Genomic DNA, 22,980 nt, shown 5'->3' on the forward strand with positions numbered 1-22,980 from the left:
GTGTTCCAATTCGCGCTGCCTATAATCAGTTCGAAGTTCTGTCGAATTTGAACCGCACTGATTTTCAGTGGCATTAAGAATCGAATAATCGCGCGAACGGAGAATTCAATTATTTCGAATTCCTTATGAGTTCGTGTGCTTAAACCAATCGAACCGATCCATTTAATTCAACGAAGAAGAGGAGTATGCCGTGACGCAAAAACATTTCCGCGCCGAACCTTTCGATCTGGCTTTCGAGCCGAAACACACGGCGCTCGTCATGATCGACATGCAACGCGATTTCGTCGAACCTGGCGGATTCGGCGAAGCGCTGGGCAACGACGTGTCGTTCGTGCGCACCGCGATCGAACCGTGCAAGCGCGTGCTGGCCGCGGCGCGCGACGCCGGCATGCTCGTCATTCATACGCGGGAAGGCCATCGCGCCGACCTGACCGATTGCCCGCCGGCCAAACTCACGCGCGGCGGCAAGACTTTCATCGGCTCCGACGGTCCGATGGGCCGCATCCTCGTGCGTGGGGAGAAGGGCCACGACCTGATTCCGGAACTGTATCCGGTCGCGGGCGAGCCGGTCATCGACAAGCCGGGAAAGGGCGCGTTCTATGAAACCGACCTGCATCTCATCCTGAAGAATCACGATATCCGCACGCTGATCGTGTGCGGCGTGACGACCGAAGTGTGCGTGACGACGACCGTGCGCGAGGCCAACGATCGCGGCTTCGAATGCATCGTGCCGCAGGATTGCGTCGGTTCGTACTTCCCCGAGTTCCAGAAGTACGCGCTCGAGATGATCAAGGCGCAAGGCGCGATCTTCGGCTGGGTCAGCGACGCCGACGCGGTCATCGAAGCGCTGCGCGGCTAAGGCGCGCTGAGCCTGCGCATGAGCCCGATCACGCTACGCGGCCTGAGCATCGGCTATCTGGCGCGGCCGGGCTTGTCGCGCACCGGGGATTTCGCGGTGCACAGCAGTTTCAGGCACGCGCTCAATCTCGTCGCGCAGACGGGCGACTGGTTCACGCTCGTCGATGCCGCGTGCGAGAACCTGTCGTGCGGCGCGCGCGTGAGCGCGCCGCCCGATTGGGACTGGCGCGACCATGCGCGGCCTGGCGAGCGCGTCCCGTTTTCCAATGGCCGTCTGACCGGCGCGACGTGGCAGGTCGATCTGACCGGCGCGGCGTGCTGGCAGCCCGCGCTGCAAAGCGGAACCGGCGTGCGGATGTCGCCGGATGCGTTGTCGGCGCGGCATGAGCGCGTCGCGGCGCGGCTTGCGGCGCACTGCGCGCGGCACGCCGTGGCAGGCGCGCTGCAGTGGCTGCCGGGCTGGCCAGCGCACGCGCGCGCCGTCAGGCTGAGTCCACACGATGACCCCGCCACGCTCGCTGCCACGGTTCACGCGCTCGTCGGCCTCGGCGGCGGTCTCACGCCCGACGGCGACGATTATCTGCTCGGCTATCTCGCGGCGATTTGGGCCCCGCGCGGCGATCCGCAAATCGACGCGCACCGGCATGTCTTGTCGACCGAGCTGCGCGCGAATCTGCATCGCACGAACGATATCAGCCGCCATTACCTGCAACTCGCGCTCGACGGACATTTCAACGAACCGGTCGATCGATTTATCGCGATTGCATCGGCGGCGGACGAAAGCGCGGATATCGAACATGCCGCCGATGCCGTGATGCGCTGGGGCGCGTCGTCCGGCGTGGATTGTCTCGGCGGCATTTTGCACGGCATGCGCGCATGGCGAGAAACGATTCGAATGCGCGAAGCGAAATCATTATTCCCGGAATCGGCTTGAAGCATTTGCGATTCTGTTTTCAAGAAACCGCGAATCGCATTTAAAGAACGGAGAGGTGCAATGGCCATCAAAATCGAAATATTCAAAAATCTGTATCAGGATTCGGTTTCCCTGATGCAGATTTCGGCGCATATCGGCAAGCTGCCGGGCGTCGAGCAGGCGTCCGTCGTCATGGGTACGCCGGCCAATCTCGTGCAGCTCGCCGACGCCGGACTCGGCGACGACGTGAAAGCAAGCCCGAACGATCTCGTCATCGCGGTGCGCGGCGACGAAGCCGCTTGCGAAGAAGCGCTCGGTCTCGCTCGCGAACGCCTGAGCGCGCGCGTGTCGACATCCGACACGCAGACGAGCGAAGCGCTCAAGGCCACCAGTCTCGCGATGGTCTGCGACGACGAACCCGCGTCGAACCTCGCGCTCATCTCGGTGCCGGGCGATTACGCGGCCGCCGAAGCCATCAAGGCGCTGCAGCTCGGCATGAACGTCATGCTCTTCAGCGACAACGTCAGCATGGCGCACGAAAAGGCCATCAAGACGCTCGCGCGCGAAAAGCGCCTCATCGTCATGGGCCCCGACTGCGGCACGGCCATCGTCAACGGCATGCCGCTCGGCTTCGCCAACGTGGTGCGGCTCGGCGGCATCGGCGTCGTGGGCGCATCGGGCACGGGGCTGCAGGAAGTCACCTGCCGTATCGACCAGCTCGGCGCGGGCATTTCGCAGGCGCTCGGCACGGGCGGACACGATCTGCATGAGGACATCGGCGGCATTTCGATGCAATTCGGCCTCGACGCGCTCGCCGAAGATCCCGACACGCGCGTGATCGTGCTGATCTCCAAGCCGCCCGCACGCGCGGTTGCGGAGCGCATTCTGGAGAGCGCGCGCAAGGCGGGCAAGCCCGTCGTCGTGAATTTTCTCGGCGCTTCCGAAGACGAGATGCGCGCGCCGGGCTTCACGCCCGCGCACACGCTCGCCGATGCCGCGCAGTTCGCCGTCGCGTTGCTGAACGGCGCGCCGCTGCCGGCGAGCGTCGCGCGCGTGGAAGCCAACGACGAAGCGACGCTCGTCAAGCGGAGCGAAACGCTCGGCGCGGGCCGCAAGTTCATTCGCGGCGTGTTCGCGGGCGGCACGTTCTGCTACGAGAGCCAACTGCTCTGCAAGGCGGAAGGTTTCATGGCGAGCTCGAACACGCCGGTGAAAGGCAACGCGAAGCTCGCGGATATCTGGAAGAGCGAGGGCCACACGATCGTCGACATGGGCGACGACGATTTCACGCGCGGCCGTCCGCATCCGATGATCGACCCGACCCTGCGCGACGAACGCGTGCGCGCCGAGATGCTCGATCCCGCAACTGCCGTCGTGCTGTTCGATCTCGTGCTCGGTTACGGCGCGGCGGACGAACCGGCGCAAGGGCTCATCGCATTGCTGGCGCAATTGCCGCGCGAAAACGCGCCGCTGTTGATCGCGCATGTGTGCGGCACGGAATCCGATCCGCAAGTCAGAAGCCGTCAGATCGACGCATTGCGCGAGGCAGGCGTTCTCGTCGCCGGATGCAACGCCGAGGCCGCGTTGTGGGCGAGCCGCGTCGCGCGTCTGCAGGCGCGACGCCACGCGTAAAAAGGAGCAAAAAGAATGAACCGATTGTTTGGTCAGCCACTGAAAGTGGTGAACTGCGGGCTCACGAGCTTCGCCGACAACCTGCGTCTCGCGGGCGGCGAAGTCAGTCACGTCAACTGGCAGCCGCCCGCTCTCGGCGATGTCGCCGCGGGCCTCGATCTCGCGTGGCTGATGCGTCATCCGCTCGTCGAGCAGGCGAACGACATTGCATTCGCGCGTTATCTCGAAGCGCAGCCGGTGTTGAAAGACATCGCTACGGCATCCGAAGCAATCAGCGCGATGAGCGCGCGCAAGCTGATTCTCCACTCCGGTCCGCCGATCGCGTGGGAGAACATGTGCGGGCCGGTGAAGGGCGCGATCATCGGCGCGGTGATGCTCGAAGGCTGGGCCGCCGATCACGCCGCCGCCGAACGCCTGATTCTCGACGGCAAGGTCGATCTCGAGCCGTGTCACCACCATCAGGCCGTCGGTCCGATGGCGGGCATCATCAGTCCGTCGATGCCGCTTTTCGTCGTCGAGAACAAGGCGAACGGGCATCGCACGTACAGCAATCTGAACGAAGGTCTCGGCAAGGTGCTGCGCTTCGGCGCGAACAGCACGAAAGTGCTCGACCGTCTGCGCTGGATGAAAGCGACGCTCGCGCCCGCGCTGAAGGCCGCGCTCGCGGTGTCCGGCGAGATCGAGCTGAAGCCGCTGATGGCGCAGGCGCTGCATATGGGCGATGAAGTCCACAATCGCAACAGCGCGGCGACGGGCCTCTTCATCAAGCGCATCGTGCCCGCGCTGCTCGGCACGCAACTGCCGCTCGCGCAGATTCGCGAAGCGAGCGCGGCGATCATCGCCAACGATCACTTCTTCCTCAACATCTCGATGGCCGCGTGCAAGGCCATGATGGACGCGTGCGCCAACGTGCCTTTCAGCTCGATGGTCTCGGTGATGGCGCGCAACGGCGTGAACTTCGGCATCCGTCTGTCGGGCACCGGCGACCGCTGGTTCCAGGCGAAGGCGAATCCGGTCGAGGGCCTGTTCTTTCCGGGCTATGGCGTCGATGACGCAGCCGCCGATCTCGGCGACAGCGCGATCACCGAAACGGCCGGCGTGGGCGGTTTCGCGATGGCGTCGTCGCCCGCGATCGTGAAGTTCGTCGGCGGCACGCCCGCCGATGCGACCGCGAACAGCCGCCGCATGCAGGCCATCACGCTCGGCGGCAATCCGGCGTTCACGCTGCCCGCGCTCAACTTCGCGCCGACCGCCGCGGGCATCGATGCGCGCAAGGTGGCCGACCGCGGCATCCTGCCCGTCATCAATACGGGCATCGCTCACAAGCAAGCAGGCGTCGGGCAGATCGGCGCAGGCATCACGACCGCGCCGATGGAGTGCTTCGTCGAAGCCATTCGCGCGCTCGCCCAGATCGTCAAACAACACAGCGGACAAGCATCATGACAGTTCGAAAACCTCTGGCAGTCGTCGCCGTGGGCGGCAACGCGCTGATTCGCGACGATCGTCATCTGAGCATTCCCGATCAATACGAAGCGGTGACGGAGAGCGCGACACATATCGCCGACATGATCGCGGCGGGATGGAACGTCGTGCTCACGCACGGCAACGGGCCGCAAGTCGGCTTCATCTTGCGGCGTTCCGAGCTCGCGTCTCAGGAAGTCGCGCCCGTGCCGCTCGACTACGCGGTGGGCGATACGCAAGGCGCGATCGGCTACATGTTCCAGAAGGCGCTGACCAACGAGCTGCACCGTCGCGGCATCGAACGGCGCGTCGTTGCGCTCGTGACGCAGACGCGCGTCAGCGCCGACGATCCCGCGTTCGAGAAGCCGGCCAAGCCGGTCGGCGCATTCTTCGACGAAGCGACCGCGAAGAAGCGCCAGGAAGAGCTCGGCTGGACCTTGATGGAAGACGCGGGACGCGGCTGGCGGCGCACGGTGCCGTCGCCGGAGCCGCTTGAAATCATCGAGCGCGATGTCATCGCGAGCCTGCTCGCGCAAGGCTGCGTGGTGATCGCGTGCGGCGGCGGCGGCATTCCGGTGGTGCGCAAGAACGGCAAGCTGTCCGGCGTCGAGGCGGTCATCGACAAGGACCTCGCATCGGCGCTGCTCGCCCAGCAACTGAAAGCGGATCTGCTGCTGATTCCGACCGGCGTCGAACAGGTCGCGGTGAACTTCGGCACGCCCGAGCAGCGCTGGCTCGACACGATGAGCGTGAGCGAAGCGCGCGAGCTGATCGCGCAGGGTCAGTTCGGCGCGGGCAGCATGCTGCCGAAAGTGGAGGCGATTCTGCGCTTCGTGTCGCACACCGGACCGGACGGCCACGCGGGCGAAGGGCTCATCACGAGTCCGGCGGCGATCAGGCCCGCGCTCGAACGGCGCACGGGTACGTGGATCACGCCGTAACGCGCATACGCCCCCGACATCAACAAGGAGAAGGACACACATGAACGACAAGACACTGCTCGCGGTGAACGGCACGCTGATGCGCGGCCTCGGGCTGAACCACAACATGCTGGCGGCGAAGGGCGAATTCGTGCGCGAGGATCGCACGGACGCGTGCTATCGCATCTGGACCATCAACGATCGTCATCCCGGCATGTTGCGCGTGAAGAGCGGCGGCGTGGCCGTATCGCTGGAAGTCTGGGAATTGCCGATGGCCAATCTCGGCGCGCTCTTGCTCAGCGAACCGGCGGGTCTTTCGATCGGCAAGGTCGTGCTCGCGGACGGCAGCGAAGTGCTCGGCGTCCTCGCCGAACCGTGGCTCGTCGAAGGACAGAAGGAGATCACGGCATCCGGCGGATGGCGCGAATACACCGGCCACCACTACACGCCCTGAATGAAATCGGCATCAGCAAAGGAACTGTCATGAGTCAATCGAAAGAGAGCCGGGTCAGCGCTTCGCCCGGCACTGCGCCGGGCTATCGCATCGCGATGATCCTGCTCGGCATCGCCGTCACGCCGGTGTTGCTGTCGTCGTCGAGTCTCGGCAATCAGATGTCGAACGGCGATCTGATCAAGGTCGTCGGGATCGGCAGCCTGATCCTCGCGATTCTCGCGTCGATCACGATCTCGGTCGGCGAGAAAGCACGGCTGCCGACCTACGGCATCGTGAAGTATCCGTTCGGCGAGAAAGGCGCGATCGCCATCAACGTGCTGCTCGCGGTCAGCCTGTTCGGATGGATCGCGGTGACGGCCAACATGTTCGGCCACTCGGTCGCCGACCTGCTCGCGCAACATGGCGTGAACGTGCCCGCGCCGCTGCTCGTCGCGATCGGCTGCGTGATCTTCGTCGCGTCCACCGCGTTCGGCTTCGAAGTGCTCGGCAAGGTGGCGCAGTTCGCCGTGCCGGTCATCGCGTTGATGATGTGCTATATCGTGCGCGTCGCGCTAAATGGCCAGCCGCCTGCCGTCGATGCGATCGCCGGCATGCCGATGGGCGTCGCGGTATCGACGGTCGTCGGCACGATCATCGTGCTGGTCGCGACCTTGCCCGACTTCGGCAGCTTCACGCATAACCGCAAACACGCGGTCGGCGGCGCGCTGCTCACGTTCCTGATCGCCTATCCGCTGCTGTACTGGGCGGGCGCGACGCCGAGCGTGCTCACGGGCAAGAGCTCGCTGCTCACCGCGATGGCCGTGTTCGGCGCGACCTTGCCGGCCGCCTTGCTGCTGATCTTCGCGACGGTCACGGGCAACGCGGGCAACATGTTCCAGGGCACGCTCGTCACATCGACGCTCATCACGCGCTTTCCGAAGTGGCAGATCACCGTTGCGCTCGGCGTGCTGGCGGCGATCGTCGGCAGCATGAACATCATGTCGTGGTTCATTCCGTTCCTGCTGTTCCTCGGCATCGCGACGCCGCCCGTCGCGGGCATCTATATCGCAGACTTCGTGATGTATCGGCGCAACGGGTATGATGCTGCCGCGCCAGCGCGCGAACCGCAGATCAAGATCATGACCTTCGTCGCGTGGATTCTCGGATCGCTCACGGGTTTCGCGACGGTGAACGGCATGTTCACGGTCACGTCGATTCCCTCACTCGATTCGATTCTCGTTGCGTGCATCGGCTACATGATCCTGAGCCGGTTCGCGCAGGCGAGCGGCACTGTCAAGCCCAGCGGGCACTGACGCAACGATGTGAGCGAAGCGCACGGTGTTCATCGCGCGCTTCGCTCATGTGGCAGGACAAATACTCATGTGGAAGCAGGCTCGATGTTCACTTCGGACGAAAGCATTCGGATAGTCCGGTTGGTTGCGCAGTATCAAAGCATCACGGCGGCCGCGGAACGGCTGAACAAGGTTCCGTCGGCGATCAGTTACACCGTCAGGAAGCTCGAGGAATCGTTCGGCGCGAAGCTGTTCGAGCGCCGCGGTTGCTATATCCGGCTCACCGAGGCGGGCGAATACTTCATCGCGCACAGCAAGGCGATTCTCGACGATCTGCAGGCGCTCAAATGCAATCTCGCCATCGTTCAGGGGGGCATCGAGCCCGAGCTCACCGTGGCCGTCAACAACATCGTGCCGCGCGACGCGATCATCCAGTTCTTGTGCGATCTGGAAGATGCGTATCCGACGACGCGCGTCACGATCCAGCAGGAGGTGTACAACGGCTGCTGGGACGCGCTCTATGCAAGCAAGGCGGATATCGTCGTCGGCGCGCCGCATTTCGTGCCGAAGACCGACGGCATCACGAGCGTCGCGCTCGGCCATCTCGCGTGGGACTTTCTCGTGGGCGCCGATCATCCGCTCGCGGATGCGCCGCATATCCTGCAAAGCGCGGAGTTGCGGAAGTATCCGGCGGTCTGCATCAAGGACACGTCGATCGATTTCGATCCGATGCATGCGTGGCTTCTGGAAGGGCAGAAGCCGATCTTCGTTCCCGACTTTTCGATGGCCGTGAGAATCATCGCGCGCAATGTCGCGATCGGCTATGTGCCCACGCATATCCGCGCGGCATTCGGCGACGCCGGGCTCGTCAGTAAGTCGATTCAGGAGCAGAAGCACGCGACGCGGCTCTTCCTCGCGCATCGTTCGGATGGCGTCGGCAAGGTGCGGGCATGGTGCGTCGACTATCTGATGCGACCGGAATTCAGGGCGTGGTTGTGCGGCGATGCTCCGCAGCAGGGAAGCGCAAGGTGAATTCGATCCACCCGTCCGGCGTGGATTCGGCGGATGCGACGCCGCCATGCAGCCGCATGATCGCCTGAACGATCGACAAGCCGAGTCCGCTCGATTCCGTGAACTCGCTGCGCGCCGCGTCGCCGCGATAAAAGCGGTCGAACAGCTTCGCGAGCTCTTCCTTCTCGATGTGCGCGCCGCGATTGCCCACGACGATGCTCGCGCCTTGTTCATCCGCGTAACCGCGCAGCCGGACCACGGTGCCCGCCGTCGCATAACGCACCGCATTCACGACGACATTGCCGATCGCCCTGCGGCACATGATTGCATTCGCAAGCATTTCGCCTTCGGCCTGGATATCGAACGTGATGCGGCGTTCATCGGCGATGCCTTCGAAGTAAGCGCCGATCGTCTCGAGCGCTTCGCGGATATCGAGCCGCTCCCGTTCGATCTGTTGCTGCTCATGATCCGCCTGCGCGAGAAAGAGAATGTTCTGCGCGATGCGCGCGAGGCGCTCCAGTTCTTCCAGATTCGATTCGAGCACGCTGCGATACTCCGCGACGCTGCGCTCGTGCGCGAGCGTGACCTGCGTTTGACCGACCAACACGCCGATCGGCGTGCGCAGTTCATGCGCGAGATCGGCGGAGAACTGCACCAGACGCTCGTAGCCGTGTTCGAGCCGGTCGAGCATCGCATTGAACGACGCCGCGAGGCTTTGCAATTCGGCGGGCGCATGGGCGACGTCGAGCCGCGCGGACAATCGGTTCGGCGTGATTTCGGCGGCTTTATCGGCCATCAGTTTGAGCGGCATGAGTCCGCGGCTCGTGACCCAGTAAGCGAGCAGCAACGTCACGAGCACCGCGCCGATCACGTTGATCCATACGCGCTTCAGATACGCCGACAACACGATCGCTTCCTGCGTCATCACATGCGCGGCGATGATCTCGACGACCTCGCCGTTCTCGCCGATGCGCGCCTGCGCGCCGACCCAGCGCATCCGCACGCCGTCCGCGCGCGAGCCTTCGTACAGGTCATCGAGTCCGATGGCGCGCGTCACAGGAACGACATCGAGCGGCGGCAACGGCATCTTCTCCGGATTGACGTAGATGAAAGGCCCCGAGCCCGCGCGTCGGAAGAGGATGACGTCCTGACGATCGCCTAGCATCGTTTCGAAGAGCCGAGGTCGCGCTTCGATTTCCTTGATCGTGTAGAGATCGTGCAGAAGCGAGCGGAAATGCTCGACGCGCGCGATCAGCTGGTAATCCGCGCGCGTGGACAGCGCGCGATTCGTCGCGTGATAGAGCGATGCGCCGATCATGCCGACGACGATGCACACGATCACCGCAAACGACAACGCGATACGTACCGCAAGCGAGCGCGATGGCCGGTTCAAGGATTCTCCCCGAACGAATAGCCGATGCTGCGCACCGTATGAATGAGCTTCAGATCGAATGGATTGTCGATCTTCGCGCGCAGCCGCTTCACCGCGACGTCGACGACATTGGTGTCGCTGTCGAAGTTCATGTCCCACACTTCCGATGCGATCAGGGTGCGCGACAGCGCCTCGCCCTGATGCTTGCAAAAGAGATGCAGCAGCGCGAATTCCTTGTTCGTGAGCACGATGTCGATGCCCTTGCGCGTCACCTTGCGACGCAGCACATCCACATGAAGATCCGCGATCTGGAACGTATCGGATCCGCGCATCACGCCGCGTCTGAGCAGCGTGCGAATGCGCAAGACGAGTTCGGTGAAAGAGAAGGGCTTGACGAGATAATCGTCCGCGCCGAGTTCGAGTCCGTGAATGCGGTCCGTCACGTGATCGCGTGCGGTGAGAAAAATGACAGGCAAGTCACGTTTCGCGCGCAAGGCCGACATCACCTGCCAGCCGTCGATGCCCGGCAGCATCACGTCGAGCACGATCAGTTCGTAGGAATTCGCGAGCGCCTGGTGCAGACCGTCCGTGCCGTTGCGAACGAGCTCGACCTGATAGCCGGACTCGATGAGCCCTTTCTTCAGGTAGTCGCCTGTCTTGCGGTCGTCTTCGATAACGAGGATGGTCATGCTCGCACTGCATTCGATGGATTGCCGACATTCTAGCCAGAGCGCGCGCGACGCTCGCAAAGATGACAAAAAAGTCATCGAGAGGTCATCGATCGATCAGCGGCGCGTCGCTACCATGCCCTCGAAATCTCAACGACTCGCGAGGCTCGACGACGTGCAAATCCAACCGTTATGGCTGCGCATCACGCACTGGCTCAACGCGTTCGCCGTGTTGATCATGGTGACGAGCGGCTGGCAGATCTACAACGCATCGCCGATTTTCAAATCGCTGACCTTCTCGTCCGCGATCACGCTCGGCGGCTGGCTCGGCGGCGCGCTGCAATGGCATTTCGCGGCGATGTGGCTGCTGGTCGCGAATTTTATCGTGTACATCGCGATGAATCTCTTCACCGGACGCCTGCGCCGCCGCATGTTTCCGCTCTCCGTCAAGAGCATTTTCACCGACGCCTTCGCCGCGCTACGCGGCAAGCTCGGTCACGACGATCTCACGCATTACAACGCGGTGCAGAAGTTCGCGTATCTCGCGGTGATCGTGGACATCGCGATCGTGATCCTGTCGGGACTCGCGGTGTGGAAGTCGGTGCAGTTTCCCTTGCTTCGCACGTTGATGGGCGGTTACGACAACGCTCGCATCGTGCACTTCTTCGGCATGAGTTTTCTCGTGGCGTTCTTCGTCGTGCACGTCGCGATGGTCGCGCTCGTGCCGCGCTCGCTCGTGCTGATGATCCGAGGTCGCTAACACATGTCGCTCAAGCTATTCAAATCGAGACCCGACGCTGAACTCATCATCAAGGATGCCGCGAAGGAACTGAAGGCGCCGGCGCGCCGTTTGTTCGGCAAGCGCATTCTTTCGCTGGGCGGCCTCGCGATGCTGTCGGGCTGCAACATCACCGACGACAAATCGGTCAACGCGATGCTGCGCCGCATTTCATCCTTCAACGACGACATGCAGGCGTTGCTATTCGACCCGAACCAGCTCGCGCCGACTTATCCCGACTCGATGATCACGCGGCCGTTTCCGTTCAACGCGTTCTATGACATCGATGAAGTGCCCGAAGTCGATCCATCGACATACAAGCTGGAGATTGGCGGCCTAGTCAAAGGCAAGCGTGTGTGGACGCTCGACGAACTGCACGCGATGCCGCAGGAAAGCCAGGTGACACGGCATATCTGTATCGAAGGCTGGAGTGCGATCGGCAAGTGGGGCGGCGTGCGATTCGCGCAAATCCTCGCGCGTGCAGGCGCCGATACGAGCGCGAAATACGTGGCCTTTCATTGCGCCGACAACTACTCGACGAGCATCGACATGCCGACCGCGCTGCACGCGCAGACGCTGCTCACGCTCACCTACGACGGCCAGATTTTGCCGGCGAAGTACGGCTTCCCGATGAAGCTGCGCATGCCGACCAAGCTCGGTTACAAGAATCCGAAGCACATCGTCGCGATCACTGTGACGAACGATTATCCCGGCGGCTATTGGGAGAACCAGGGCTACAACTGGTTCGGCGGTTCCTGAAGCCTTTGCTTTCATCACCAGAAGGAGATTGCATGTCGATTCGACTCAAACTTGGCGTCAGCATCGTGACGCTCGCACTCGCATCCGCGGCTCTTGCTCAGACGCCCGCCGCGAAACCCGCGCGCATTCGCGGCGATATCGTGTCGCTGTCGGGCGATACGCTGACCGTTCATCGACGCAGCGGCGACACCGTGAAGATCGCCGTCAAGGCAGATACGCCCGTCACCGCGCTGAAGAACATCAAGCTGCAGGACATCAAGCCGGGCTCGTTCGTCGGCACGGCTGCGACCACCGGCACCGACGGCAAGCTCACCGCGACCGAGGTACTCGTGTTCCCGGAAGCCGCGCGCGGCACAGGCGAAGGCCACTATGAATGGGATCTCGGACCGAAGAGTTCGATGACCAACGCGAACGTCGACCAGGTCGTGCAAGGCACGAGCGGCCGCGATCTGAAGCTCTCGTACAAGGGCGGCGCGAACTCGGTGACCGTACCGGAGAACGTGCCCGTTGTGACGTTCGCCCCCGCGACGCACGATGACCTGAAGCCCGGAAAGAAAGTGTTCGTCGTCGCGACTCCGGCTGGTTCGGACTTCGCGGCGCAACGCATCGTCGTGGAGAAGGATGGCGTCGCGCCGCCGATGTAAGCGTCCCCTTCGACAAAGTCCCTGCACGCGCCCGCCGATCATCGATCGCGGGCGTTTGTCATTCCAGCGTCGTGCGTATATGCCTCACGCTCGACACCGTGTCGTCGAAACGCGCGTTGCCGAGCTTGCGCTTCATGCGCCGCGTGACCTCAGAGCTGACCGCGCCGATGCGCTTCATCATCGCGACCGCGGAATCGGTCGGATGAATGGCGGATTCGCGGCCATCGCGTTCAGTGGACCAGCGCTCGACGAGCCCCAGTTTCGCCAGTCCGTCGAGCGTGCGCGTGGCAGTGGGGCGCGTGATCGCGAGTGCATCGGCAAGCGTGCCTTGAAGCTGCCCGGGATGCTCGACAACCGCGCGCAACATGAACGCCTGCGACGGCGTGAGTCCGAACGGCTTGAACGCTTTGGCCCATTCGCGTTCGAGTGCGCGCGCGAGTGCGGTGGTGTTGAAATAAAGGCATTGGTCGAACATACGGGTCACCGTCGTGTCATGTAATTCGATCTGCAACTATCGATTGAACGTAGCGCGCGTCAGCAGATTTTACGTGGCCGCGATACCATGGCCGTCTGCGTCATATGGTCCGGCGCAAGCAACGTTGGCCACGCCACTCTCAAGGAGACATGCATGAGCAACACTCGTTCCGACCTTCCGGCTTATCCGAATACCCGGCTTTATATCGACGGCGCGTGGCGCGACGGTTCGCGCGACACGGCCGTCATCAATCCGGCGAACGAAGCGGAGATCGGCCGTCTTGCGCTCGCGGGCGAAGCCGAGCTTTCGCTCGCCGCCGACGCCGCCGCGCGCGGTTTCAAGGAATGGCGCAAGGTTTCGCCCTACGAGCGCAGCAAGCTGATGCGTCGCGCGGCGCAGAACATTCGCGAGCGTGCGGAACAGATCGCCGCCATCATGACGATGGAGCAGGGCAAGCCGTTCGGCGAGGCGCGCATCGAAACGCTGTCGGCAGCGGACATCATCGAATGGTTCGCGGAAGAAGGGCGCCGCACGTATGGCCGCGTGATTCCGTCGCGAACGGATGCCGTGCGTCAGATCGTGACGCGTGAGCCGGTCGGTCCGGTCGCCGCGTTCACGCCGTGGAATTTCCCTATCAATCAGGCGGTGCGCAAGGTATCGGCCGCGCTCGCGTCGGGTTGCTCGGTCGTGCTCAAAGGCCCCGAGGAAACGCCCGCAAGCTGCGCGGCGCTCGTGCAGGCTTATGCCGATGCGGGCCTGCCCGCCGGCGTGCTGAATCTCGTCTTCGGTGTGCCCGCCGATGTCTCGAAGTATCTGATCGCGCATCCCGCGATCCGCAAGATTTCGTTCACCGGTTCGACGCCCGTCGGCAAGCTGCTTGCGTCGCTCGCGGGCGAGCACATGAAGCGCGTGACGATGGAACTGGGTGGCCACGCGCCGGCCATCGTGTTCAAGGACGCCGACATCCCCCGCGCCGCGAAGATGCTCGCATCGGCGAAATTCCGCAACGCGGGTCAGGTCTGCATCTCGCCGACGCGCTTTCTCGTCGAAGAATCCGCGTATGACGAGTTCGTGCAGCACTTCGTCGCCACCGCGAGCGCGGTGAAAGTGGGCAACGGTCTCGACGATGGCGTTCAGATGGGTCCGCTCGCGAACGGCCGCCGCCTCGAAGCGATGGAACGCCTCGTCGCCGATGCGCGCGAGCACGGCGCGAAGGTGTTGACGGGCGGCGAGCGCATCGGCCGCGAAGGCTACTTCTTCGCGCCGACCGTGCTGACCGATGTGCCGCTCTCCGCGCGCATCATGACCGAAGAGCCGTTTGGCCCGATCGCGCCGATCGCATCGTTCAAGTCGTATGACGAAGTGATCGCCGAGGCCAATCGCCTGCCTTATGGGCTTGCCGCTTACGCTTACACGAGCTCTGCGGCGACGTCAGCGGCGGTGTCGGACGATATCGAAAGCGGCATGCTCTCGATCAATCACCACGGCCTCGCATTGCCGGAGACGCCGTTCGGCGGGGTCAAGGATTCGGGCTACGGCTCGGAAGGCGGCAGCGAAGCGATGGAAGCGTATCTCGTCACGAAGTTCGTGACGGAGCATCGTTGATTCGCGAGTCGGTAGGTTAGTTGGACGGCGGCCCTTCGACGGGCCGCTTTCCTTGATGATCCGATAGTTTGGATGACGAATGAGCGCGGTATGAATCGTCATCGAACAAAGCTACAGGAGCCAGCAAGTGACGCAATCGAAACAACCGACGATCGCAATTCTCGGCGCAGGCAGCATGGGATCGGCCATTGGCCGTACATTGACGCAAGGCGGTGCGCGCGTGCTGACATCGCTCGAAGGACGCAGCGCGGCGAGCGCAGCGCGTGCGCGCGAAGCCAGCATGGAAGATGCAAGCCTCGACGATCTCGTGGCGTGCGACTTCATTCTGTCGATCGTGCCGCCCTCGGTCGCTGTCGATACCGCGCAGCGCCTCGCTCCTCTGTTCGAACGCGCGAGCGCGCAGCCCGTCTACATCGACTGCAATGCGATCAATCCCGCTACCGTCGGCCAGATCGAGCGCGCGCTCGAACCGACGCGCACGCCGTTCGTCGATGCATCGATCATCGGTCAGCCATCGGCGCCGAAGTTCTACATGTCGGGACCGCATGCGAAGCGCACTCAGCTACTCGCCGATCACGGTCTCGTCGTGCGCGTGCTCGACGGCCCGAACGGCGCCGCATCCGCGCTCAAGATGTCGTATGCGGGCATCACGAAAGGGCTGACGGCGCTCGGCTCGGCGATGGCGCTCGCCGCGATGCGCAACGGCGCGGGCGATGCGCTTCTCAGCGAACTCGCGGCGAGCCAGCCCGCGCTTGCCGCGTGGCTCGCGGGCAATGTGCCGCGCATGCCGCCGAAGGCCTATCGCTGGGTCGCGGAGATGGAAGAGATCGCGGAGTTCGTCGGCGACGAGTTCGCGGAGCATCGCATCTACGAAGGCGCGGCCGGACTTTACGCGCGGCTTGCGAAAGACAAGGACGCGACGGACGCGCTCGAACGTTTCTTCAGCGAACGTCGTTAAGCGCGCGCGGCCGCGGTTTCCGTCATGTACTCGAAGAAGCGCGCCGCGCGCCGGTCGCCCGCATAGGCCGAATTGATGCGCACCCACGCACACGCCTCGCCGTTCGGGCGGTAATAGCTGCCCGGCGCGAGCGTGACGCCGAACTTCACGGCTTCGTCGACGAGCACGGATGAATCGTCGATGCCGGGCACTTTCGCCCATACGAAGTTGCCGCCGCTCGGCTCGTCGAACACGTCCCATCCATAGCCTTCGAGCGTTTGCACCGCGCTCGACAGCGAATCGCGCACGCGCTTGCGCAAGCGCTCCAGATACTTGCGATACGTGCCGCGCTCCAGCAGGCCCGCCGCGACGCTTTCGGCGAAGCGCGTGCCGCCGAGACTCGTCAGCACCTTTACGTCGACGAGATTCTTCACGAGCTCGCGATTCGCCGCGAGATAGCCGATGCGCAGCGACGACGACAAGGTCTTCGACAAGCCGCCCACATAGATCACGCGATCGAGCTGATCGAGCGATGCCAGCCGTTGCGTCGGCACGGCCTGGAAGTCGGCGTAGATATCGTCCTCGACGATGGAAAAGCCGTGCTGGGTCGCGAGTTGCAGCAGCTTGAACGCGACTTGCGGCGCGACATTCGTCGCAGTCGGGTTCTGGAACACGGTGTTGATGAAGAAAAGCTTCGGCTGATGCTGCTTCAGCAGTTCTTCCGCGACGTCGATGTCGGGTCCGTTCGCGAGCCGCGGCACGCCGACGAGCCGCACGCCCTGCAGCTTCAGGAGCCCGAAGAGATTGTAGTAACCGGGATCCTCGACGAAGACCGTATCGCCCGGCTTCAGCATGTAGCGCACGACGAGATCGAGCGCCTGGCTCGCGCCGTTCGTGATCATCACGTTGGGAAGATCGGCGTCGATGCCGAGCGCGTTGATCCGCATCGTGACTTGCTGACGCAAATCGGTGTCGCCGTGGGGAATCGCGTAATCGATCACGCTCGATACGTCGGTGCGCGACGCCTGACGGATCGCCTGCGTCAGGCCGTCCACATCGCGCCATGCCTCGGGAATGAAGCCGCTCGACAACTTCAGCGTCTCGCCGGGATAGTTGAACTGCTGGAGGATCTGGTTCGATTCCTCTTCGGCCAGACGCGGATCGCAATTGCCCGCGTTGCTGTCGCGTTCATCGACGTGATTCGCCACATAGAACCCGGAGCCGTGCTTCGGCTGAATGAGCCCGCGCGACGCGAGACGGTCGTAAGCCTCGATCACCGGAAAGCGGCTGATGCGCTGCTCGGCGGCAAGCTGACGAATCGACGGCAGCTTCGCGCCCGCGAGCACGCGGCGCGAGCGGATCATCGCTTCGATCTGACTGACGATCTGTTCGGTCAGCGGCACGCCGGTGCCGCTGTCGATGTGAAGCGGAAGTGCATTCATGATGTCTGAAACTGTTCAGTGATTTGCTGTGAACAGTTCGAGTTCGCTGTTCGCCAGTGTCGTCTTGCCATTCGAACGCATCCGAAAACCCGCGTCAAGACTGGCCGAATGGCTAGCTAGAGTGTTTTTAAAGTGTCAGATCGATGCGAACTGTTCGGTCAATTTGGCTTAACAGTTTCGGTCAAACTGTTCACAAGTGTTCATTCAAGCTGTTCGCAATCGGTCGAATAATAGGATCAACGGCTGCTCTTGCATCTCTGTCGGGCGGCCTATCAGTTACGCGATCTGAAGGAGCGGCATCATGCGTGAAATCCGGACATTCGAACTCGACGGGCGCGATGCGCCTACGCGCTGGGTGATCGATCGGCCCCAAACGCTGCGCGTGACGCGCGGGCAAATCTGGCTGACCATCGAAGGCGGCGCCGACGATTACTGGCTGGACGCGGGCGCGTCCGTCGAACTGAAGCCTTACACGACGATCTGGGTCAGCGGGACGACGGACGCCAGCTGGTTCTCGATGTCGTCCGATTCGACGCGGGCGGGCGCGCGTCGCCTGAGGGAGATGGTGCGCGCGTTGTTCGCCCGCCGGACGACGTGGCCGCGCATCGCGATCTCCAAAGCGTAGGGAGCCAAAGAAGGGCGAAAAAAAACCCGGCCGTGGCCGGGTCCAATGTTCCCGCGCTCTTTCGAGCGCGGTCACCTGCAAAACTGCTTGAGCCTTTTACGCCGCGAGCAGCGAGCGCAGCACGAACGGCAGAATTCCGCCGTGCTTGTAGTAGTCGACTTCGATCGGCGTATCGATACGCAGCAGCACCTGCACGCGATCGTCCTTGCCGTCCTTGCGATGGATCACGAGCGTGACTTCCTGCTGCGGCTTGAAGTCGTCGCCGAGACCTTCGATGTCGTACGTCTCTTCGCCGGTGATGTTCAGCGACTGCACGCTGTCCGAGCCCTTGAACTGCAGCGGCAGCACGCCCATGCCGACGAGGTTCGAGCGATGGATACGCTCGAAGCTGCGCGCGACCACGGCCTTTACGCCGAGCAGTTGCGTGCCTTTCGCCGCCCAGTCGCGCGACGAACCCGTGCCGTACTCTTCGCCCGCGAACACGATGGTCGGCGTATTGGCGGCGATGTACTTCATCGCTGCGTCGTAGATGGACAGTTGCTCGCCGCTCGGCTGATGAATCGTCAGGCCGCCCTCGACGCGCGTGCCGTCGGCCTTCGCCGGGATCATCAAATTCTTGATGCGGACGTTCGCGAAGGTGCCGCGCATCATCACGTCGTGATTGCCGCGACGCGAGCCGTAGCTGTTGAAGTCGGCCTTCTGCACGCCGTTCGCCTTCAGCCACACGCCGGCCGGCGAGGTTTCCTTGATCGAACCCGCCGGGCTGATGTGGTCGGTCGTCACGGAATCGCCGAAGATGCCGAGCGCGCGCGCGCCCTTGACCGCGGGAATCGAATCGGCTGGCTTCATCGAGAATTCGCTGCCAAAGAACGGCGGCTCGGCGATGTACGTCGACTTCGGCCAGTCATAGACCTGGCCGCTTTCGCCCGCGATCTTGCTCCACAGGTCGCCTTCCTTCGTGAGCTGAGAGTAGTTCTCGCGGAACGCCTTCGCGTCGAGCGCGAACTTGAGCAGCGCATGAACTTCGTCGCTCGTCGGCCAGATGTCGCCGAGATAGATGTCGCGGCCGTCCGTGCCCTTGCCGACCGGCTCGGTCATCAGATCGCGCGTGATGTTGCCAGCGATCGCGTAGGCGACGACGAGCGGCGGCGAGGCCAGGAAGTTCGCGCGGATGTTCGGGTGAATGCGCGCCTCGAAGTTGCGGTTGCCCGACAGCACGGCTGCCGCGACGACGTCGTTCTTCGTGATGGCATCGTTCAGTTCGGGCGTCAGATCGCCCGCATTGCCGATACACGTCGTGCAACCGTACGCGGCGAGCGTGAAGCCGAGCTTGTCGAGATAGGGCAGGAGGCCCGTCTTCGTCAGATATTCGGTGACGATGCGCGATCCCGGCGCGAGCGACGTCTTGATGTGCGGCGCGACCGTCAGACCCGCTTCGACGGCCTTCTTCGCCAGCAAGCCGGCGGCGAGCAGCACGCTCGGGTTCGACGTGTTCGTGCACGACGTGATCGCGGCGATCAGCACGTCGCCGTTCTTGAGATTCACGCCGTCGGCCGTCGTGTAGTTCGCTTCGAGCTCGGCGGCCTTCTTGTTGAAGCCGTTTTCGCCCACCGGCTTCGAGAACAGGTCGATGAACGTGCTCTTCACATTGCCGATTTCGATGCGGTCTTGCGGACGCTTCGGACCAGCCAGCGACGGCGCGACCGTGCCCAGATCGAGCGTGAGCGTCTTGGTGTAGTCGATTTCGCCGGCCTTCGGCACGCCCCACAGCTTCTGCGCCTTGAAATACTGCTCGAACGCGGCGATTTCGGCGTCGGTGCGGCCCGTGCCCTTGAAGTAGTCGATGGTCTTTTCATCGACGGGGAAGAAGCCCATGGTCGCGCCGTACTCGGGCGCCATGTTGCCGATGGTCGCGCGATCCGGCACGCCGATCGACGCCGTGCCTTCGCCGAAGAACTCGACGAACTTGCCGACGACCTTCTCCTTGCGCAGCATTTCGGTGATGGTCAGCACGAGGTCGGTCGCCGTGCAGCCTTCGCGCAGCTTGCCCTTCAGCTCCACGCCGACGACGTCCGGCGTCAGGAAATACACCGGCTGGCCGAGCATGCCCGCTTCCGCTTCGATGCCGCCCACGCCCCAGCCGACCACGCCGATGCCGTTGATCATCGTCGTGTGCGAGTCGGTGCCGACGAGCGTGTCCGGATAGTAGACGCCGTCCTTCTGATGCACGCCGCGCGCGAGGTATTCGAGGTTCACCTGGTGCACGATACCGATGCCGGGCGGCACGACCTTGAACGTGTCGAACGCCTGCATGCCCCACTTCATGAACTGGTAGCGCTCGTTGTTGCGCTGAAATTCCAGCTTCATGTTCAGATCGAGCGCGTTCGGCTCGCGGAAGTGATCGATCTGCACCGAGTGATCGACGACGAGATCCACCGGTACGAGCGGCTCGATCGCTTTCGGATCCTTGCCCGCGCGCTTCGCGACGCCGCGCATCGCGGCGATGTCGGCGAGCAGCGGCACGCCGGTGAAGTCCTGCAGCACGACACGCGCGACGACGAACGGAATTTCATCGACGCGAGCGGCATTCGGCTTCCAGTTCGCAAGCTGTTCGATGTGTTCTTCGGAAATCTTCTTGCCATCGTAGTTGCGCAGCACCGATTCGAGCACCAGACGAATCGAAACCGGCAGACGCTGAATCTTGACCTTCAGCGCGTCGCCGAGTTGCGGCAGCGAGTAGAACTTGCCTTTGCCGGAACCGCTGTCGAATTCCTTGAGCGTGTTGTGGAGATTGTGGGCCATGGTTATTTTCCTTGGACTAAGACGAGGAAATTGCGCTGCTTAAATCACGTACAGATCGACATATTCATTGACCGGCATCGCTTCGAGCGTTGCCTGATCGAGCGATACCGCGAGGATCGCTTGCTGCTGCTTCTGCGGGAAACGGCGCGCCAGATTCGTCCTGAACTTCTCGACGAGCAGCGGTATGCCGTCCGCGCGACGACGCTTGTGACCGATCGGATAGTCCACTTCGACTTCGGCGAGCTTCGATCCGTCGTTGAATTCGACGGTCAATGCATTCGGGATCGAGCGCTTGTCCGGATCGAAATAGTCCTTCGTGAACTGCGGGTCTTCCACGCATTCCATCTTCGCGCGCAGCACGTCGATGCGCGGGTCCTGCGCGACGGAATCTTCGTAATCGGCCGCGGTGAGGCGGCCGTGAATCAGCGGCACCGCGACCATGTACTGAATGCAGTGATCGCGGTCCGCGGGGTTGTCGAGCGGCCCCTTCTTGTCGATGATGCGCAGCGCGGCTTCGTGCGTGCGAATCGTGATCTTGCGGATGTCATCGACGGATTTGCCGGCTTGCTCGAGCTCGCCGTGCAGCGTCATTGCCGCTTCGACGGCCGTTTGCGCATGGAATTCCGCGGGAAACGAAATTTTGAACAGCACGTTCTCCATCACATACGAGCCGTACGGACGCTGGAACGCGAACGCGTTGCCCTTGAAGAGCACGTCGTAAAAGCCCCATGTTTCAGCGGTCAAAACCGACGGATAACCCATCTCGCCGGTCTTCGCGATCAGCGCGAGGCGCACGGCGCGCGAGGTTGCATCGCCCGCTGCCCACGACTTGCGCGAGCCCGTGTTCGGCGCGTGGCGATACGTGCGCAACGCGTGACCATCGACGAAGGCGAGCGACACCGCGTTGACGAGTTCGTCGCGCGTGAGGCCGATCATCTGCCCGACGACCGCGGTGGAGGCCACTTTGACGAGCAAAACGTGATCGAGACCGACCTTGTTGAACGAATTCTCGAGCGCGATGCAGCCTTGAATTTCGTGCGCCTTGACCATCGCGATCAAAACGTCTTTCATGACGAGCGGCTTCTTGCCTGACGCGATCGCGTTGCGCGAAAGCCAGTCCGCCGTGGCGAGGATGCCGCCGAGGTTATCCGACGGATGACCCCATTCGGCGGCGAGCCACGTATCGTTGAAATCGAGCCAGCGGATCATTGCGCCAATGTTGAAGGCGGCCTGAACGGGGTCGAGTTGAAACCGGGTGCCTGGCACCTTCGCACCGTTGGGGACGATCGTGCCCGGCACGATCGGTCCCAGCAGCTTGGTGCAGGCGGGGTACGAAAGGGCTTCGAGTCCGCAGCCGAGCGTGTCGATCAGGCAGTTGCGCGCCGTTTCGAGCGCAAGCGTGCTGTCGACACTGTAGTCGAGCACGTAGTCGACTATTTCGACGAGTACCTTGTCCGGCTCGGGCCGGACATTGGAAATCGGTGCGGACATCGAGGGATTCCTGATTTAAGTGCCGAGCTAACTTACTCCGCGTTCTTGATCAGCGCGTTCGATTGGGTCGGCGCTGCGCCGCCCGCTGCCATTTCGGGCGTCATGCACTCGTCGGCGAGGCGCGACGAGTCCTTGTCCGAGAACAGCATTGCTTTGGTCGGGATCACGACGAGATCCATGCCCGATGCCGAATCGTGGAAACGATCCGCACCGGTCGTCGTGTCCTGACGCGGCAGCTTGTAATCCTTCTTGGCCCAGTTCACGGTGACGATTGCGTCACGCTTCATGTCGCCTTTCAGGTAGAAAGCGTTGCCGTCCTTGCACGACCACTTCACTGCACCTTCGGGAATCGGATCAACCTTGGCCGCCGCGGCCGCTTCGGCCTTGGGGCTGCGCTTGATCAGGCGGCGCGCCGGAGCGGGACGCTTGGCCGTGGTTTTGGCCTTGCTGGCATCGGTCGCGGTCGCAGCGAAGGCGTCGGCGCTGACGAAGACGCTCGTCGTAGCCAGCGTGCCGGCGATTGCAGCGATCAGAAGTTTGTTCATCGAAAAAAACCTTTCAAAAACATTGGGGTTGGATGGCGTTTGCCGCGCGGGGTGGATTTCCTCATCGTGAAATCCGATCGCGCAGTCCGCTATTTTCGCTTATTTATCGGGACGAACTTCAAATTCTCCGGACCGGTGTAATTCGCGCTCGGCCGGATGATCTTGTTGTCGATGCGTTGCTCGATGATGTGCGCACTCCATCCCGACGTGCGCGAGATCACGAAGAGCGGCGTGAACATTGCGGTCGGCACGCCCATCATGTGATATGAAACCGCGCTGAACCAGTCGAGGTTCGGGAACATCTTCTTCGCGTCCCA

At 62.9% G+C, this 22,980-nt stretch carries 22 protein-coding genes; 14 read left to right on the forward strand and 8 right to left on the reverse strand.

The window, feature by feature from the left end; all coding sequences use genetic code 11:
* The first annotated feature begins 190 nt into the window (after window positions 1–190).
* From NCS00_RS14515 to NCS00_RS14550, 8 genes are all read left to right on the forward strand, one after another.
* Complete coding sequence (locus NCS00_RS14515; protein WP_250440350.1) at window positions 191–859, forward strand: cysteine hydrolase family protein; 669 nt, start codon at window positions 191–193, stop codon at window positions 857–859.
* 18 nt (window positions 860–877) lie between these two features.
* Window positions 878–1,792 carry an oxamate carbamoyltransferase subunit AllH family protein gene (locus NCS00_RS14520; protein WP_250440352.1) on the forward strand — a complete coding sequence of 305 codons (915 nt, stop codon included), beginning with the start codon at window positions 878–880 and terminating at the stop codon, window positions 1,790–1,792.
* Window positions 1,793–1,852: 60 nt separating this feature from the next.
* Window positions 1,853–3,403, forward strand: a complete 1,551-nt coding sequence (fdrA, locus tag NCS00_RS14525) for an acyl-CoA synthetase FdrA (RefSeq protein ID WP_250440354.1) — start codon at window positions 1,853–1,855, stop codon at window positions 3,401–3,403.
* A 15-nt stretch (window positions 3,404–3,418) separates the two neighbouring features.
* Complete coding sequence (locus tag NCS00_RS14530; RefSeq protein WP_250440355.1) at window positions 3,419–4,846, forward strand: YlbE family protein; 1,428 nt, start codon at window positions 3,419–3,421, stop codon at window positions 4,844–4,846.
* The gene (arcC, locus tag NCS00_RS14535) at window positions 4,843–5,805 is read left to right on the forward strand and encodes a carbamate kinase (protein WP_250440356.1); all 963 of its coding nucleotides are present in this window, start codon (window positions 4,843–4,845) and stop codon (window positions 5,803–5,805) included. The genes NCS00_RS14530 and arcC overlap by 4 nt, the downstream gene beginning before the upstream one ends.
* Before the next feature lie 40 nt (window positions 5,806–5,845).
* Window positions 5,846–6,238: an allophanate hydrolase-related protein gene (locus NCS00_RS14540; protein ID WP_175982951.1), complete on the forward strand. Its 393-nt coding sequence runs from the start codon at window positions 5,846–5,848 to the stop codon at window positions 6,236–6,238.
* 29 nt (window positions 6,239–6,267) lie between these two features.
* Window positions 6,268–7,530: a cytosine permease gene (locus NCS00_RS14545; protein ID WP_250440357.1), complete on the forward strand. Its 1,263-nt coding sequence runs from the start codon at window positions 6,268–6,270 to the stop codon at window positions 7,528–7,530.
* An 84-nt stretch (window positions 7,531–7,614) separates the two neighbouring features.
* Window positions 7,615–8,541: a LysR substrate-binding domain-containing protein gene (locus NCS00_RS14550; RefSeq protein ID WP_008354080.1), complete on the forward strand. Its 927-nt coding sequence runs from the start codon at window positions 7,615–7,617 to the stop codon at window positions 8,539–8,541.
* Here the strand turns inward: NCS00_RS14550 and NCS00_RS14555 are convergent.
* On the reverse strand, window positions 8,492–9,913 hold the full coding sequence (locus NCS00_RS14555) for a heavy metal sensor histidine kinase (RefSeq protein ID WP_008354078.1): 1,422 nt from the start codon (window positions 9,911–9,913) through the stop codon (window positions 8,492–8,494). The genes NCS00_RS14550 and NCS00_RS14555 overlap by 50 nt on opposite strands.
* Window positions 9,910–10,581 (reverse strand): heavy metal response regulator transcription factor, encoded by a 672-nt coding sequence (locus NCS00_RS14560; protein ID WP_250440358.1) that lies wholly within the window; start codon window positions 10,579–10,581, stop codon window positions 9,910–9,912. Before NCS00_RS14560 ends, NCS00_RS14555 begins: the two co-directional genes overlap by 4 nt.
* Before the next feature lie 115 nt (window positions 10,582–10,696).
* On the opposite strand from NCS00_RS14560, the gene NCS00_RS14565 reads away from it, so the two are divergent.
* The 3 genes from NCS00_RS14565 to NCS00_RS14575 are packed head-to-tail and all read left to right on the forward strand — an operon-like array spanning window position 10,697 to window position 12,741.
* Window positions 10,697–11,320 carry a cytochrome b/b6 domain-containing protein gene (locus NCS00_RS14565; RefSeq protein ID WP_250440359.1) on the forward strand — a complete coding sequence of 208 codons (624 nt, stop codon included), beginning with the start codon at window positions 10,697–10,699 and terminating at the stop codon, window positions 11,318–11,320.
* A 3-nt stretch (window positions 11,321–11,323) separates the two neighbouring features.
* Window positions 11,324–12,097, forward strand: coding sequence for a molybdopterin-dependent oxidoreductase (locus tag NCS00_RS14570; protein ID WP_250440360.1), 774 nt, complete (start codon window positions 11,324–11,326; stop codon window positions 12,095–12,097).
* A gap of 32 nt (window positions 12,098–12,129) precedes the next feature.
* Entirely contained in the window at window positions 12,130–12,741 is a 612-nt protein-coding gene (locus NCS00_RS14575; RefSeq protein WP_008354074.1) for a hypothetical protein, read from the forward strand.
* A 58-nt stretch (window positions 12,742–12,799) separates the two neighbouring features.
* Here NCS00_RS14575 and NCS00_RS14580 read toward each other — a convergent pair whose 3' ends face one another.
* Window positions 12,800–13,216 (reverse strand): MarR family winged helix-turn-helix transcriptional regulator, encoded by a 417-nt coding sequence (locus NCS00_RS14580; protein WP_008354073.1) that lies wholly within the window; start codon window positions 13,214–13,216, stop codon window positions 12,800–12,802.
* A gap of 153 nt (window positions 13,217–13,369) precedes the next feature.
* Here NCS00_RS14580 and NCS00_RS14585 point away from each other — a divergent pair, with 153 nt between their 5' ends.
* Both NCS00_RS14585 and NCS00_RS33510 read left to right on the forward strand, forming a co-directional pair.
* Window positions 13,370–14,821 (forward strand): NAD-dependent succinate-semialdehyde dehydrogenase, encoded by a 1,452-nt coding sequence (locus NCS00_RS14585; RefSeq protein ID WP_008354071.1) that lies wholly within the window; start codon window positions 13,370–13,372, stop codon window positions 14,819–14,821.
* Between the two features lie 127 nt (window positions 14,822–14,948).
* Complete coding sequence (locus tag NCS00_RS33510; protein WP_175982955.1) at window positions 14,949–15,779, forward strand: NAD(P)-dependent oxidoreductase; 831 nt, start codon at window positions 14,949–14,951, stop codon at window positions 15,777–15,779.
* Here the strand turns inward: NCS00_RS33510 and NCS00_RS14595 are convergent.
* The gene (locus tag NCS00_RS14595) at window positions 15,776–17,200 is read right to left on the reverse strand and encodes an aminotransferase-like domain-containing protein (RefSeq protein ID WP_175982956.1); all 1,425 of its coding nucleotides are present in this window, start codon (window positions 17,198–17,200) and stop codon (window positions 15,776–15,778) included. The two genes, NCS00_RS33510 and NCS00_RS14595, sit on opposite strands and share 4 nt — an antisense overlap.
* A gap of 301 nt (window positions 17,201–17,501) precedes the next feature.
* On the opposite strand from NCS00_RS14595, the gene NCS00_RS14600 reads away from it, so the two are divergent.
* Window positions 17,502–17,825 carry a DUF2917 domain-containing protein gene (locus NCS00_RS14600; protein WP_008354068.1) on the forward strand — a complete coding sequence of 108 codons (324 nt, stop codon included), beginning with the start codon at window positions 17,502–17,504 and terminating at the stop codon, window positions 17,823–17,825.
* A 96-nt stretch (window positions 17,826–17,921) separates the two neighbouring features.
* Here the strand turns inward: NCS00_RS14600 and acnA are convergent, their stop codons facing one another.
* The 4 genes from acnA to NCS00_RS14620 all read right to left on the reverse strand — a co-directional run.
* A complete protein-coding gene (gene acnA, locus NCS00_RS14605; RefSeq protein WP_008354067.1) occupies window positions 17,922–20,627 on the reverse strand; it encodes an aconitate hydratase AcnA in 2,706 nt (901 codons plus the stop codon).
* 39 nt (window positions 20,628–20,666) lie between these two features.
* Window positions 20,667–22,118, reverse strand: coding sequence for a bifunctional 2-methylcitrate dehydratase/aconitate hydratase (locus tag NCS00_RS14610; protein ID WP_175982957.1), 1,452 nt, complete (start codon window positions 22,116–22,118; stop codon window positions 20,667–20,669).
* Window positions 22,119–22,150: 32 nt separating this feature from the next.
* Complete coding sequence (locus tag NCS00_RS14615) at window positions 22,151–22,663, reverse strand: hypothetical protein (RefSeq protein WP_008354065.1); 513 nt, start codon at window positions 22,661–22,663, stop codon at window positions 22,151–22,153.
* Window positions 22,664–22,752: 89 nt separating this feature from the next.
* A partial coding sequence (locus NCS00_RS14620) for a citrate/2-methylcitrate synthase (protein WP_284502723.1) occupies window positions 22,753–22,980 on the reverse strand: 228 nt, incomplete at its 5' end.

It is taken from the genome of Caballeronia sp. AZ1_KS37 (assembly GCF_023631165.1).
GTDB lineage: Bacteria > Pseudomonadota > Gammaproteobacteria > Burkholderiales > Burkholderiaceae > Caballeronia > Caballeronia zhejiangensis.

Bases quoted from the DNA above. Each gene is read 5' to 3' on its own strand.
- NCS00_RS14520 (WP_250440352.1), top strand. From the start codon at position 878: ATGAGCCCGATCACGCTACGCGGCCTGAGCATCGGCTATCTGGCGCGG.
- fdrA (WP_250440354.1), top strand. From the start codon at position 1,853: ATGGCCATCAAAATCGAAATATTCAAAAATCTGTATCAGGATTCGGTT.
- NCS00_RS14530 (WP_250440355.1), top strand. From the start codon at position 3,419: ATGAACCGATTGTTTGGTCAGCCACTGAAAGTGGTGAACTGCGGGCTC.
- arcC (WP_250440356.1), top strand. From the start codon at position 4,843: ATGACAGTTCGAAAACCTCTGGCAGTCGTCGCCGTGGGCGGCAACGCG.
- NCS00_RS14540 (WP_175982951.1), top strand. From the start codon at position 5,846: ATGAACGACAAGACACTGCTCGCGGTGAACGGCACGCTGATGCGCGGC.
- NCS00_RS14545 (WP_250440357.1), top strand. From the start codon at position 6,268: ATGAGTCAATCGAAAGAGAGCCGGGTCAGCGCTTCGCCCGGCACTGCG.
- NCS00_RS14550 (WP_008354080.1), top strand. From the start codon at position 7,615: ATGTTCACTTCGGACGAAAGCATTCGGATAGTCCGGTTGGTTGCGCAG.
- NCS00_RS14560 (WP_250440358.1), bottom strand. From the start codon at position 10,581: ATGACCATCCTCGTTATCGAAGACGACCGCAAGACAGGCGACTACCTG.
- NCS00_RS14565 (WP_250440359.1), top strand. From the start codon at position 10,697: ATGCCCTCGAAATCTCAACGACTCGCGAGGCTCGACGACGTGCAAATC.
- NCS00_RS14570 (WP_250440360.1), top strand. From the start codon at position 11,324: ATGTCGCTCAAGCTATTCAAATCGAGACCCGACGCTGAACTCATCATC.
- NCS00_RS14575 (WP_008354074.1), top strand. From the start codon at position 12,130: ATGTCGATTCGACTCAAACTTGGCGTCAGCATCGTGACGCTCGCACTC.
- NCS00_RS14580 (WP_008354073.1), bottom strand. From the start codon at position 13,216: ATGTTCGACCAATGCCTTTATTTCAACACCACCGCACTCGCGCGCGCA.
- NCS00_RS14585 (WP_008354071.1), top strand. From the start codon at position 13,370: ATGAGCAACACTCGTTCCGACCTTCCGGCTTATCCGAATACCCGGCTT.
- NCS00_RS14595 (WP_175982956.1), bottom strand. From the start codon at position 17,200: ATGAATGCACTTCCGCTTCACATCGACAGCGGCACCGGCGTGCCGCTG.
- NCS00_RS14600 (WP_008354068.1), top strand. From the start codon at position 17,502: ATGCGTGAAATCCGGACATTCGAACTCGACGGGCGCGATGCGCCTACG.
- acnA (WP_008354067.1), bottom strand. From the start codon at position 20,627: ATGGCCCACAATCTCCACAACACGCTCAAGGAATTCGACAGCGGTTCC.
- NCS00_RS14610 (WP_175982957.1), bottom strand. From the start codon at position 22,118: ATGTCCGCACCGATTTCCAATGTCCGGCCCGAGCCGGACAAGGTACTC.
- NCS00_RS14615 (WP_008354065.1), bottom strand. From the start codon at position 22,663: ATGAACAAACTTCTGATCGCTGCAATCGCCGGCACGCTGGCTACGACG.